Origin of the sequence: Streptomyces sp. NPDC006923, from assembly GCF_040635655.1 — a bacterium.
Taxonomy (GTDB): Bacteria; Actinomycetota; Actinomycetes; order Streptomycetales; family Streptomycetaceae; genus Streptomyces.
In genome coordinates, this window is the sequence record NZ_JBEYIF010000004.1 from 560,248 (window position 1) to 573,328 (window position 13,081).

Sequence of the window (13,081 nt, forward strand, 5' to 3'; positions counted from 1 at the left end):
CCGCCGTCCTCCGCCGCCAGCCGGCCGGCCCCGTCCGGCCGCCGTACGGCGCCCTCGGAAGCTCTCCGAAGCCCTCCGGCGGCCGGGCCCGGCGGCCGGATCAGCCGTCGGTCCGGCTCGGCGGCAGATCCGTCGGCAAGGACGCCGCACCGTCCTTGGTGACCCGGGTCGCACCGAAGTAGTCGGCGGTGTCGATCTTGTCGAACCGGATCACGGCACCGGTGTACGGCGCGTTGATCATGTACCCGCCGCCCACATACAACCCCACATGGTGGATCGCCCGTGAGTTCGTCAGATCGTCCGAGAAGAAGACCAGGTCGCCCGGGAGCAACTCGTCCCGTGCGGGGTGCTCACCCGCGTTGTACTGGTCATTGGCGACCCGCGGCAGCTCGATCCCCACGGTCCGGTAAGCGGCCTGCGTGAGCCCGGAACAGTCGAAGCGACCGCCCTGCTCCGGCGTTCCGTTGCCGCCCCACAGATACTTCGTACCGAGCTTCTGCTGAGCGAAGTAGATGGCCCCGGCTGCCTGCCGCGACGGCGCGACCCTCCCGACGGGCCTGGAGAAACTCTTCTCCAGGGTCCGGATGACCTTGACGTAGTTCTGCGTCTCCCGGTACGGCGGAACGCCCCCGTACTTGATCACGGCGTACGCGCCCGCGTTGTAGGCGGCCAGCATGTTGCTGGTCTGGTCGCCGGGCACGTCCTTGACGTATCCAGCCAATTCACAGTCGTACGAGGCCGCCGACGGAATCGCGTCGGCCGGGTCCCAGATGTCCCGGTCGCCGTCCTTGTCCCCGTCGATCCCGTGCGCCGCCCAGGTGCCGGGGATGAACTGCCCGATGCCCCTGGCGTCCGCGGGACTCCGGGCGGAGGGGTTCCAGCCGCTCTCCTGGTACAACTGCGCGGCGAGCAGGGCCGGATTGATGGCGGGGCAGTAGTTGCCCCACTTCTCCACAAGCTGTTGATAGAGGGCGGGCACGGCGCCCTTGGCCAGCCCCACGGCCCGCCCGCCCGCCCCGAGCCCGGCGGCGGCGGAGTAGGTGCCCACGACCAGCAGGGCAACGAAACTCACACACAGCCCACCGACAGCAGCCGCGACCAGCCATGCCTTACGCACCGTCAAACACCCCTCGCGTCAGGGCCACTGTCGTGCGCCAGTGTAGGCGCGCCGGGCCCTGCTCAGGGGGCGGACGGCGAGGACGTCGGAAGAGGGCCGCTGGATGACCAGAAGTCGTCGTGGACGTCGGGCCGGGGAGGGTACTCGTCCGAGCGCTGCGCGGAGTTCGGCCCCGTTGCTGGAGCAGACACCTCAGACTCGGCGAAGCACGGCGTGGTGACCGAGAAAAAGATCTGGCCTCCGCCTCCTGCCGCAACACTCACACCGAAGTCTTCCGGCGACACCGCATAGATGGCGGGCAAATCCTTGTCAGCATCAACGCTCGTAATTTCGAATCCACGCGCCTTCCAATTGCGTTCCACCACACCGAGTAAATTCCCTCTCCTTTCCTCTGAGACTAAAGTTGTGACAGCGACACGACGCCTCACTGAGCCGGTTCCCGTGGAATCACTTTTTCGATCAGTGCACATACGGTCGTTCGACGGGCCATGCATCCATCGAAGTTCGGGCGAAATATCAGACAGAGTCTCCTGCATGATCGCGTCAGCCTTTTCGGCCGCCTGCTGCATGTTCACGCCGGACGGATTCCTTTCAAGATGACTGGTTTCCGACAGAAGGGAGCATCCGGACGCCAGGAATAAGGAGAGAAGAGCCATTGCCCGGCATGCTGATGTCATCGAGGCTCCTGGATGCTGATCCTATGGCCCTTGCCAGCCACAATCTTCGCAACGTTGCGAGCAGACTCTTCGCTATTATTAGGATTAAAGTAATTGGAGTGCGCCGCAAAGCCTCCAGCATCTCCGACCGGACGTGGCCCGTCCTCCACCTTGAAGCGCCTGGCCCCGAACGCACCGTGGGCAGGGTCCGTGCCATACCAGACCTCCCGGCCATCTCCCTGCGCGTCCTGCGCGAGGAACGCGGCTGCACCTCCCCCGATGCCCACGACCGCTGCCCCGACCGGACCGCCTACGGCCATCCCGACCGCCGCCCCCGCGGCAGCGCCAGTCGCCATCCCACGCGCCTCGATTTTGGCAGGCATTGCGGTCACCGGATCATTCTCCGCAGCGCCGACATACACATGCCCCTTGCCAACTCCCAGTTCGTCCGCTGATTTTGCGCCGGTTCCGGGGCTGCCGAGGAGAATAATGTCGTCAGCCCCTGGCACACCGCCCTGCCGCTGTGCGGCCTGGCCCACAGTGAGCGAGCCATAAGAATGACCGATGGCCGTCACATGCGGATCATCATTCTCGTTCGTCGCTGAGATTCCGGCCATAAATTCGTTGTACGCCCCTGCGCCAACTTGCGCTTGATCGGCAAACATTACGTCCGTATTTCTCACCACATGACCAACGGAAAGCTGGGGGGCATCATATCCAAGCCACACGATCGAAGCACTGGACCTGTCGTACTCCCGTGCCCCGATGGCCGTGTCCCGCGCCCTTTTTAAATCGTCCTTTGCGAAGTCTGCATCCAGCGCCGTCCCCAATCCCGGAACATAGGCCGAGATGTTCCTTGCAGTGTCCGGATTTCCATACGACACAATCGCTCGACCGTTCCCCTCGTCACCAATACCCAGGAGAAACATGGGTGGCACCCCAGGATCCCTCGCCGCCCGCAACTGCCGGTCAATCTCCCGCAGCCCCGCCAGCCGCGTCCCCGACGCCTCGTCGTCCCGGCCCTCCAGCTTGCCCATCAGGAGCTGCATGGTGTCCCGGTTCGCTGCGTCCCGTACCTCCGCCGGGATCCCGTCCAGATTCCCGATCCGGTCCGGGCAGACCGCCAGGTACTCCTCCCGCCGCTCCTGCGTCAGACCGTCCCACCACGCCGTGCGTTCCGCCGGCGTGCCGCCCGTGGGGATGCCGTCCCGGAGGTAGTCGGCCGTGATCCCCCGTACCGCCGTCGCGTCTCCGCTCGCGTCCGTCCACATCGCGTCCGTGACACTCAGGCCGTCCCGCGCCGTGAGCTTCCGCAGCGTGCCCGTGTAGCGCGCGTCGATCTCCCGCGCCTCGCTGACCGCACGCGCGATGGTGTCGGCGATCTCCTGGGCCCGCGCCGCGTTGGGGTTCGGGTTCGTCAGCGCGGGCGGCTGCGCCAGCAGCGGCGGCACGGCACTGCCCGAGACCCGCCCCTCCGGCAGCTCGTCCCCCGTGATCATGTGCTCGCCCGCCGCCGGATAGCCCACCGAACCGTCCTCGTGCACGGTGAACTTCAGGCCACTCGCGTCATCGAGCGCGTTCAGCAGCTTCCGCTGGGGCCCCCGCAGCTCATGGGCGAGACTGTTCAACGTCGTACGGATCAGGCCGCACTCGATATACACGTACTGGAAGTCACGGCTCAGCTCCCGCAGCCGCGCGATCGCCGCCTCCGCCGCCTCACCTTCCTGCGAGGCCGCGATGTTCGCGAGGAGCTGTTTGTCGATCCGGTCCCGGGCCGCGTCCGCCCGGTTGCTCGCCCGGCCCCAGCCGTCGGCCGCGCCCTCCAGCTCGGAGCACTTCACCGCACGTAACTGAGTCCATGTCAGCGCGCCGCTCACCGCGCGCCGCCGCCGGGACCACCGCTCCTCGCGAAGGACGCGGTGAAGGAGGCCCTGATCGCCCCCTCGTTCTCGCCCTGCTCCTTCACGACCGTCCGCATCTTTCCCGCCAGGCTCGCGCACTCCCGCGTCGCCGCCTCGATCCGCCGCTCCCAGGACATCCGCACCGTCCGGAGCACCTCGGCGGCCCGCAGGCCCTCCGCGCCGGCCGCGAGCCCCTCATGCGCCGCCGCGAACTCGCCCCTGATGTGCCCCATGTGCGTACACAGCGACTCGGCCGCCTCCGCCGCTCTGGTCCAGGCGCCTCCGCTGTGCTTCAAGCCCCCGCCGCGCGGAGCCGGTGCTCCGCCGGCCAGGTCGATCAACCGCCGCCCGTCGTCCGAACGCCTTGTCATGCCGTACGCCCCCGTTCCTCAGCCCCGGCCGGCGCTCCGTCGCCCGGGATCCCGACGGCACTTTCCCAAAGCCGACCGCGCAACGACGCGGGCCCGGGGCCCGGCGAACGACCGCACCGGTACGCCGGCGGCGCCTCCTGCCACGGTCGTCCGGGGGGCCGCCGGAGAGCGCGCGGGGACGCCAAGTTCACTCATACGGGGGGCCTGGCACGGCACGCGGCCGACGTCCGCGTCGTATGACGCGCGATTCCCCACAAGTCACCCGGATCAGGGTCGGAGTCGGCCCATCTCGCCCAATACCGGTCGATTCAAACAAGATTGACCAGAAGGCGCCGAGACGGCGGCCCCGTATCCGCGCCGGTCCCCCGGTGAGCCACCCGAGGCCCCGTCATATCTCTTGCGGAGCGCGGTCTTCCGCAAAGGTGTAACAACGACAGTCATTGCCCGGAGTCACGCTCCGTGATACACAGAGTAACCATACGCATGCTCGCCTACCCGGTCCGTGCCAGGTCAGGGGGTCGGCGTCGGTCATATGTGCGGGGATCGGGTAAAGAGAGCCGCCAAGCGGCATACGACGCCGGTTCCATCAGCGAAGATAGAGAGTGACCCGTGCCATGGGGCCCGGGCGTGAACGACCCAACAGGGGCGGTGAGTTACATGTACCTGGCGGCCGAAAAGGGCGACATCACCACCATCATCGGTGGCATCGCCCCAAACTGGGGACCCTTCGGGACATTGGGGAACGAGGCTCGGGTGATGATCGAGGTCGTGATGGCCGTGGCCATCCTCCTCTGCCTCGGGATCGCGATCTGGGGCGCGGCCAAACAGCGGATCGGAGCGACCGCGCTCAGGGACACGTTCAGCGCCGAGCAGGGCAAGGGCCTGATCGTCGCCGGGCTGACCGGAGTCTTCATCATCGGCTCACTCGGCACGCTCTTCACCATCGTGTACGGGATGGCCGTCTAGCCCGGCCGCCCCACCAGTCCGCACCGGGCGTGCCCGGACCCCTCCAACACCACCCGTCCGTCGCGCCCACCGGCTGAGGTTGCGTCTCCCTGATGTCGAGTCACCACACCGCGCCCGCGCGGCACCCAGCACGGCTACCGTCGTACTACGACACGGACCACGCGGAACCGCACACGGCTGAGGGGGCTTACGCGGCATGAGCTTCGGTGACGAGCACGGCTACGGCGGCGACCAGGGCCGTACGGACGAGAGCTTCGGCGGCACGGGCCAGACCCGTACGCGGCTGCCCGACGCCAGGAGCGGCGACGCGTACGGCGGCCCGCGCCGCCCGGCGCGCGGCTCACGCTCCCTCATCACCATGGTGGGCGTGGTGATCCTGCTCATCGCGGCCATCGCCTTCGCGAACCGCGGCGGGGGCGGCGACGACGCCCCGGGCGGCGGCCAGGACGCGGCCAGGGGATCGGGGCCAGGAGCGGCCCCGACGGCGGCAACGGGCGTGAAGCCGGTGACGGGAAAGAACGGCGCGATCCCGTCCGGCTTCGCGCGGAACGAACAGGGCGCGGCGAGCGCGGCGGCGAACTACGTCGTCGTGCTCGGTTCTGACGGCATGTTCAGCGCCGAATCCCGGGGAGACATCATCCGCGCCACGCATGATCCCGCCGTCACGAACGGTCTGTTGAATGACCTGGACGAGGCGTACTCACCGGGCTTCCTCAAGAACGTCGGCCTGAACGACGACGGCTCCGCGCCCGCGGGGCTCACGTTCGTGTCCAGGACGCTGCCCATTGGCACGAAGGTCACCGCGCTGAGTCCTGACACGGCGACGGTCGAGGTCTGGTCCACCGGTCTCGTGGGCCTGGCCGGAGAGGGCTCCACCAAGCCGGTGACCGAGACCTGGTTCACCATGACGGAGAAGCTCAAGTGGACCGGCGGCGACTGGAAGATCACCTCTTCCAGCCAGACCGAAGGCCCCACGCCCGTCAGCGGAGGCAACAGAGCCTCCACCGCCGACGAGATCGCCGAGGCCGTTCAGGGATATGGAGGCTTCACTTATGCCCGGTAGCCGCCGTCTCAGCGCGTCGTCGCTCGCCGTCTCGCTGACGGGTGCGTCCGCACTGGTGATTGCCCTGGCGACGCGCGCGTCCGCCGCGCCGGACCCGACGACGTCTCCGTCCCCTTCGCCTGGCGCCAGCGACAATGTCTGCGACCTCATCTTCGGCGAGGCCAGGGAACTCTGCACCTCGGGGGACGACGGCGCCCGGCGGATCGGTCCTCCCGCCGACCCCGCCGATGCCCTCGACCCCCTCTCCTCCCTGGCGCGCGGCTGCGCCGACGCCGCCGCCTGGATCGTCGGCAAGCTCAGCGAGGCCGTGAAGGACACCGCCAACGTCGACTTCACCAACGCCGCCTTCCTCCGGCAGTACGCCGTCGTCTTCGCCGCCTCCACCGTCCTCACCCTCGTCCTGTGGCTGCTCGCGGTCTCCAAGCGCGCCATCCGCGGCGTGCCCCTCGCCACCGCGCTCTCCGAGGCCATCGGCTTCCTCTGGCTGACCGTCCTGGCCTCGGCCTTCACGCCGCTCATCCTCTACACGATCGTCTCCGCGACCGACGGCGTCACCGAGGTCATCTCCAGCTCCACCGGCGGGCAGACCGACGTCTTCTTCGGCGGCTTCGCGGAAGCCCTCAAGAAGGGCGACAACATCGGCGGCGGTCCGATCATGCTGATCGTTGTGTCCCTCGTGTCGATCCTGGCCGCCGGGGTGCTCTGGCTGGAGCTGGTGATCAGAGCCGCGCTCCTCTACGTCGGAGCCCTGCTCGGCACGGCCGTCTACGCCGGGCTCGTCGACAAGAACATGTGGGGGCACGTCCGCCGCTGGGCCGGCATCATGATCGCGGTCATCATGGTCAAACCCGTGATCGTCATCGTCCTCGGCCTGGCCGGAGCGCTCTCCGCCGACGACGGCCCCGACGCGTTCTCCGCCGTGGTGTCGGGCCTCGCGATCATCCTGCTCGCGATCTTCGCCTCCGCGATGATCTACCGCTTCGTACCCGGCTTCGGCGACGAGATCGCCTCCTCGCGTACCAACCGCAAGCAGGCCACCGACGGCTCCCAGGCCGCCGCGCTGATCAGCTCCCCCGCCGCCCTTGTCTCCCAGGGCATCAAGACCCACAGCAGCCGCAACCACCAGCAGGGTGACGGCGGCGGAGGCGGCGGCTCCCGGCCCGCCAATCCGGTCTCCGGGGGCGTCGCCGCGCACAGCTCCCGCGGCACCGGGGGCGGGGCGGGCGGCGGACACGCTCCCGCCGCCGCGCCGCCGCCCCGTGGCGGCAGTCCGACCAGCGGCACCCCGCACAGTTCACGCAACACCGGCACCGGCGCCGGCAACAACAGCACTGGAGGTGGAGGGCGTTGACGACCCAGGTCCAACCGATGGCGCCCCGCCGTACGTATCTCATCGGCCGCGCCCGGCCGAACGCGATCGTCGGCAAGAACCGCGAGACCGGCGAGATCGCACTGATCATCGCCGGCGCCTTCCTCGGCATGATGTGCGGCCTGCTGGTGCCCGTCCTGTCGCTCAGGATCGTGACGCTCACCGGCTTCCCGCTGATCGCGCTGGCCGCCGTGTACGTGCCGTACAAGCACCGCACGTTCTACAAGTGGTTCGAGATCAACCGCAGCTTCAAGCGCACCCTGCGGAGCGGCACCGTCTACCGCTCCGCCGCCATGGAGGCCGGCACGAGCATCGACGGCCGTGAGGTCGAGGTCGGCCCGCCTCCCGGCATCGGCCGCATCAACTGGCTGGCCGCGCCCTTCGGACCGGACGAGATCGCCGTCCTGCTGCACGCCGACCGCCGCACCGTCACCGCCGCCATCGAGATCGAGGGGCCCGGCGTCGGCCTGCGCGACAGCGAGGACCAGGAGGCCCTCGTCGACCGCTTCGGCACGCTGCTCAAGCATGTGGCCAACGGCGACGGCTTTGTCACCCGGCTCCAGATGCTCGCCCGCACGCTGCCCGCCGACCCCGACGCGCACGCCAAGGACGTCGCACAGCGCGGCGACGCCTCTTCCCCAGCCTGGCTCCAGGATTCGTACGACCATCTCCAGTCGATGGTCTCCACCTCCAGCGAGCAGCACCGCGCCTATCTCGTCGCCTGCATGCACTTCACCCGCGAACTGGCCGCCGAGGCCCAGGCCATGGCCCGCGCCGCGCGCCAGGCCGCCGGTGCGAGGAAACTCGACCGTGACGCGGGCCTCGCCGTCGTCATGGCCCGCGAGCTCACCGACATCTGCGCGCGGCTCGCCGAGGCGGACATCCGGGTACGGCAGCCGCTCGGGCAGAGCCGGCTGGCCTCCCTGGTGCACTCCATGTACGACCCCGACCACCCCATCGACCACATCCAGGCGATGACGAAACGAAACGCCTGGCCCGCCGAGCTGGACGCGATGGAACCGACGTATCTCCAGGCCAAGACCCGGGAGTCGTCGACCCGGGCGCCCTGGTGCCACTCCACCGCCTGGGTCAAGGAATGGCCGATGACGCCGGTCGGCGTCAACTTCCTGGCCCCGCTGCTCGTCCACACACCCGATGTGATCCGTACGGTCTCGGTCACCATGGATCTCGAACCGACCGAGATCGCCATCGAGCGGATGCTCACGGAGAAGACGAACGACGAGGCGGAGGCGAGCCGCGCCGCCAAGATGAACCGCACCGTCGACCCCCGTGACATCGCCGCCCACGGCCGGCTGGACCAGCGGGGTGAAGATCTCGCCAGCGGGGCGGCGGGAGTCAATCTCGTCGGGTACATCACCGTGTCGTCCAGATCGCCCGAGGCGCTGGCCAGGGACAAACGGACGATCAGGGCCTCCGCCGGCAAGTCCTATCTGAAGCTGGAATGGTGCGACCGCGAGCACCATCGCGCCTTTGTGAACACCCTGCCGTTCGCGACCGGTATCCGCCGATAATCCTGATGATCACCGACACTTCGCAGTAACGGCTGACAGCCGCCGACAGTCGCCGAACCGAAAGGGGCCAGTGATGCGAGATCCGCTGTCCGTCCTCACGGATGCCTTCACCAGCTTCCTGTTCGGAAAGGTGGAGACGACCCGGCTGCCCGTCCGTACGTCGACGGGCCAGGCCCAAGCCGTCTATCTGCCCACCGCGGCCCCGGGCCTCGGTGACTCCGGCGTGATCATCGGCCGCGAGGTCTACAGCGGAAAGGGCTATATCTACGACCCGTTCCAGTTGTACGGGCAGCAGCTCCCGGCCCCGCACTGGCTGGTCCTCGGCGAGTCCGGCAACGGCAAGTCGGCGCTGGAGAAGACCTATGTCCTGCGCCAACTCCGCTTCCGGGACCGGCAGGTGGTCGTCCTCGACGCGCAGGGCGAGGACGGCCACGGCGAGTGGAATCTGATCGCCCAGGAGCTGGGTATAACCCCCATCCGGCTCGACCCCATGGCCGCGCTCGACGGCGGCATCCGCCTCAACCCGCTCGACCCCGCGATCACCACGACCGGGCAGCTCGCGCTGCTCCGCACCATCATCGAAGTGGCGATGGGACACGGCCTCGACGAGCGCTCCGGCTTCGCGCTGAAGGTCGCGCACGCCTATGTCAACGAGACGATCGTCGAACGCCAGCCCGTCCTGATGGACATCGTCGAGCAACTCCGGCACCCGAAGCCCGAATCGGCCGAGGCCATGAACGTCGATCTGGACGATGTCCGGGCCTGGGGCCTGGACGTGGCCCTGGTCCTCGACCGGCTGGTCGACGGTGACCTGCGCGGCATGTTCGACGGCCCGACGACCGTCGGGATCGATCTGGACGCACCGCTGATCGTCTTCGACCTCTCGCACATCGACCGCAACTCGATCGCCATGCCGATCCTGATGGCGATCGTGGGCGTCTGGCTGGAGCACACCTGGATCCGCCCCGACCGCAGGAAGCGCATCTTCCTGGTCGAGGAGGCCTGGCACATCATCAACTCGCCGTTCGTCGCCCAGCTCTTCCAGCGACTGCTGAAGTTCGGCCGGCGGCTCGGTCTGTCGTTCGTGGCGGTGGTCCACCACCTGTCGGACGTGGTCGACGGGGCGGCGGCCCGGGAAGCCGCGGCCATCCTCAAGATGGCCTCCACCCGGACGATCTACGCGCAGAAGGCCGACGAGGCGAGAGCGACCGGCCGGGTGCTGGGACTGCCCCGATGGGCGGTGGAGATCATCCCGACGCTCACACCCGGTATCGCGGTCTGGGACGTCAACGGCAATGTCCAGGTCGTCAAGCATCTGGTGACGGACGCCGAACGGCCCCTGGTCTTCACGGACCGGGCCATGACGGAGAACTCCGAGGCGTCGGACGCCGCCGACGCCCTGGAGGCCGGGCTCTCCGACGACATGCGGGCCGCGGAGTGGGAGGCGGAGCAGCGGGCTCTCCTGCTGGAACGGCAACGGCAGTTCAACGAGTCGTCCGAGTCGACGGTGGCGTGACATGCCGGGCCGCCACGAGGGGCAGGAGTCACGGGGCGTCCCGGACGGGCTGCTGGTGGGTCTCCTGGCCTTCCTGCTCGGCCTGTCGCTGCTGGTCTGGACGGCCACGGGACTGGCCGGGCTGTTCGCGCACGGCGGCTGGCCGCACGCGGTGACCTTCGCCCGTACACCCATGGCGATACGGCAACTCGCGTCGAAGCCGCACGACCTGGCGGCCGCCTGGCCCGACACCCCGCCCGCCGAACTGTCCGGATACGGACTCTTCTGGGGCCTGCTGATCAGTCAGCTCATGGTGCTGACCGTGCTGACGGTGTTCGCGCTGGGTGTCACGGCCCGCTATCGGGCGGTACGCGCACGGCGCCGGGAGCAGCTTCACCACCAGCGGCCCGCACCCGGTGCCGCACGGCACCCGGCCCCCCTGCCGGCGGCGGACGCCCCGATCGGCCATGAGGCGGCGGCCAAGAACGCCCCGGCTGGCTTCCCGGCGACGGCTGTGCCCACGGCCGGGCGGCCCGGTGACCCTGCCGGTGACCCGACGGCCTTCCTGCCTCCCGTCCCCGCAGTCGGCGCCGCTCCCGAACTCCCTGGCCTCGCCGGCCCCGTGGTCCCCTCCCCGCGCACCGCGCCGCGCGTGCGGTACGGCAATCCCCTCGCCCGCCGCCCCGCGGCCGTCCAGGCCATCCTGGACTCCGAAGGCGCCGCGCTCGTCGTCACCTCCGACCCCACCGTGTGGTCGGAGACCAAGGACGCACGGGCCAAGCTCGGACCCGTTCTGGTGTACGACCCCGGACATCTCTGCGACACCCCGGCCCGCCTCCACTGGTCTCCCACGGCCGGGTGCGAGGACCCCGCCACCGCGACCGCCCGCGCGGCCGCCCTGCTCGCCCCCGTACGCCCGCACGCGCTGCTCGACGCGGCCATGGCCGATACCGCCGAAACGCTCCTGCGCTGCTGGCTGCATGCCGCCGCGGTCGACGCACGGCCGTTCAAGCAGGTGCACCGCTGGGCCCAGGGCGGGAGCTCCCACGAGGCCGTACGGATCCTCCGCACCCACCCCAAGGCGGCCTCCGGCCTCGCCGGGCTGCTGGAGTCGGCGCTCACGGCCCATCCCGAACGGCGCGAGGTCGCACAGCAGTTGACGGCCCGTGCGCTCTCGTCCCTCTCCTCGATCCATATCCGCGAGGCATGCACACCCAACCGAACGGATTCGCTCGCGCTGGATTCTTTTGTCGGCGAGGGGGGCACGCTCTATGTGGTGGGTGAGCCGATCGAAGATCCTCGCTCCCGCCCGGGTGCGGTTCCCCTGCTCACCGCACTCACCTCAAGCGTGGTCGAGCACGGCCGCCGCATGGCCGCACGGTCATCTGACGGTCGGCTCGACCCACCAATGTCCCTCGTCCTCGACGACATCGCCGCCGTGGCTCCGCTCCCGCTGCTCCCGGAGCTGCTGGCCACCGGTCAGGACCAGGGCCTGCTCACGCTGGTGCTCCTCCGCTCACGCGAACAGGGCCGGGACCGCTGGCCGCACCACGAACTGTCGCTTCACGACGTCTAGAGCCGGTCTGTGACGCCCTCAGGGGGCCGATCAACCGCCAGCTCCAACTCTCGCGCGGACGGGTCGTGTTCGAACGGCACGACCTGTCCTGACGGTACGAACCCGATCTTGCGATAGGCGGCCTGCGCCCGCGGATTCCTTTCGTGGACATAGAGCCGCACCCGAGCGAGCCGCGGCTCCTCCAGCGACCACGCCCACTCCAGGGCAGCGGCGATCAGCTCCCCGATCAGTCCGGTACCGCGCTGCTCGGGACGTACATAGACCCCGACAAGATGCCCCTGAGCCCGCTCGATCGTGGTGCCCAGGAAGTCGACGCTCCCGGCCACCTCGATCAACAGGGCCACCGACCCCGACCAGGTCCCGTCCGGCGCCTCGGCGATGAACTGCACGGACCTGCTCTTGTGCTGCGGTGAGGAGCCGGCGGCACGCTGCCGCCAGTACGAGTCGGGGTGCTGAAGGCCCTGCTCGTACGTCTCCAGGAACGCCACCGGCGCCGCTGGATCCTGGAGCGAGACCAGCCGGATCTCTCTGACCTTGGCCCACTCGTCGGCTCGTACGGGGCGTATCACATGGTTCATGCACCGATCTTCTGCGTCCCGGGCCCTCGGCCGCAAGGCGGTTTCACCCGCCCGGGGCAACCGATTCCGCCCCGCAAAGGCAATGGGACCACCCCAAGGGAAATGCGTCATCGCACACCCATTGAATTGGCTTTGAACGCAGGAATGCCCTGTACCTAAAGGCACAGGGCATTCCCACAACAAAAGTTCGGCGGCGTCCTACTCTCCCACAGGGTCCCCCCTGCAGTACCATCGGCGCTGTGAGGCTTAGCTTCCGGGTTCGGAATGTAACCGGGCGTTTCCCTCACGCCATGACCACCGAAACACTATGAAAATATCGAACACACCGGACAACAACACAGCCGTTCGTTACTTCAGAACTAACACAGTGGACGCGAGCAACTGAGGACAAGCCCTCGGCCTATTAGTACCAGTCAGCTCCAACCGTTACCGGTCTTCCACATCTGGCCTATCAACC

At 68.7% G+C, this 13,081-nt stretch carries 11 protein-coding genes and 2 rRNA genes; 6 read left to right on the forward strand and 7 right to left on the reverse strand.

Translation table 11 applies throughout. The features are described from left to right. Positions 1-100: 100 nt before the first annotated feature. The 4 genes from ABZ707_RS10990 to ABZ707_RS11005 form a co-directional block, all read right to left on the reverse strand. Entirely contained in the window at positions 101-1,117 is a 1,017-nt protein-coding gene (locus ABZ707_RS10990; RefSeq protein WP_360171235.1) for a bifunctional lytic transglycosylase/C40 family peptidase, read from the reverse strand. Positions 1,118-1,179: 62 nt separating this feature from the next. Next, entirely contained in the window at positions 1,180-1,794 is a 615-nt protein-coding gene (locus ABZ707_RS10995; protein ID WP_360171238.1) for an LppA family lipoprotein, read from the reverse strand. After that, positions 1,791-3,650, reverse strand: coding sequence for an alpha/beta hydrolase (locus ABZ707_RS11000; protein ID WP_360171241.1), 1,860 nt, complete (start codon positions 3,648-3,650; stop codon positions 1,791-1,793). The genes ABZ707_RS10995 and ABZ707_RS11000 overlap by 4 nt, the downstream gene beginning before the upstream one ends. After that, positions 3,647-4,045: a hypothetical protein gene (locus tag ABZ707_RS11005; RefSeq protein ID WP_360171244.1), complete on the reverse strand. Its 399-nt coding sequence runs from the start codon at positions 4,043-4,045 to the stop codon at positions 3,647-3,649. Before ABZ707_RS11005 ends, ABZ707_RS11000 begins: the two co-directional genes overlap by 4 nt. A 657-nt stretch (positions 4,046-4,702) precedes the next feature. Between ABZ707_RS11005 and ABZ707_RS11010 the strand changes: the two genes are divergently transcribed. From ABZ707_RS11010 to ABZ707_RS11035, 6 genes are all read left to right on the forward strand, one after another. Beyond that, positions 4,703-5,011 carry a hypothetical protein gene (locus ABZ707_RS11010; protein WP_003985768.1) on the forward strand — a complete coding sequence of 103 codons (309 nt, stop codon included), beginning with the start codon at positions 4,703-4,705 and terminating at the stop codon, positions 5,009-5,011. Between the two features lie 196 nt (positions 5,012-5,207). Next, a complete protein-coding gene (locus ABZ707_RS11015; RefSeq protein WP_360171247.1) occupies positions 5,208-6,074 on the forward strand; it encodes a hypothetical protein in 867 nt (288 codons plus the stop codon). Continuing rightward, positions 6,064-7,425: a hypothetical protein gene (locus ABZ707_RS11020; protein ID WP_360171250.1), complete on the forward strand. Its 1,362-nt coding sequence runs from the start codon at positions 6,064-6,066 to the stop codon at positions 7,423-7,425. The genes ABZ707_RS11015 and ABZ707_RS11020 overlap by 11 nt, the downstream gene beginning before the upstream one ends. Then, on the forward strand, positions 7,422-8,975 hold the full coding sequence (locus tag ABZ707_RS11025) for an SCO6880 family protein (protein WP_360171253.1): 1,554 nt from the start codon (positions 7,422-7,424) through the stop codon (positions 8,973-8,975). The genes ABZ707_RS11020 and ABZ707_RS11025 overlap by 4 nt, the downstream gene beginning before the upstream one ends. A gap of 73 nt (positions 8,976-9,048) precedes the next feature. Beyond that, a complete protein-coding gene (locus ABZ707_RS11030) occupies positions 9,049-10,491 on the forward strand; it encodes an ATP-binding protein (RefSeq protein WP_360171256.1) in 1,443 nt (480 codons plus the stop codon). 1 nt (position 10,492) lies between these two features. Next, positions 10,493-12,046 carry a type VI secretion protein gene (locus ABZ707_RS11035; RefSeq protein WP_360171259.1) on the forward strand — a complete coding sequence of 518 codons (1,554 nt, stop codon included), beginning with the start codon at positions 10,493-10,495 and terminating at the stop codon, positions 12,044-12,046. Here the strand turns inward: ABZ707_RS11035 and ABZ707_RS11040 are convergent. From ABZ707_RS11040 to ABZ707_RS11050, 3 genes are all read right to left on the reverse strand, one after another. Next, complete coding sequence (locus tag ABZ707_RS11040; RefSeq protein WP_360171262.1) at positions 12,043-12,624, reverse strand: GNAT family N-acetyltransferase; 582 nt, start codon at positions 12,622-12,624, stop codon at positions 12,043-12,045. The two genes, ABZ707_RS11035 and ABZ707_RS11040, sit on opposite strands and share 4 nt — an antisense overlap. A gap of 185 nt (positions 12,625-12,809) precedes the next feature. Then, positions 12,810-12,926 (reverse strand): 5S ribosomal RNA (gene rrf / locus ABZ707_RS11045). A gap of 81 nt (positions 12,927-13,007) precedes the next feature. Continuing rightward, positions 13,008-13,081, reverse strand: a 23S ribosomal RNA gene (locus ABZ707_RS11050); the annotation flags it as partial.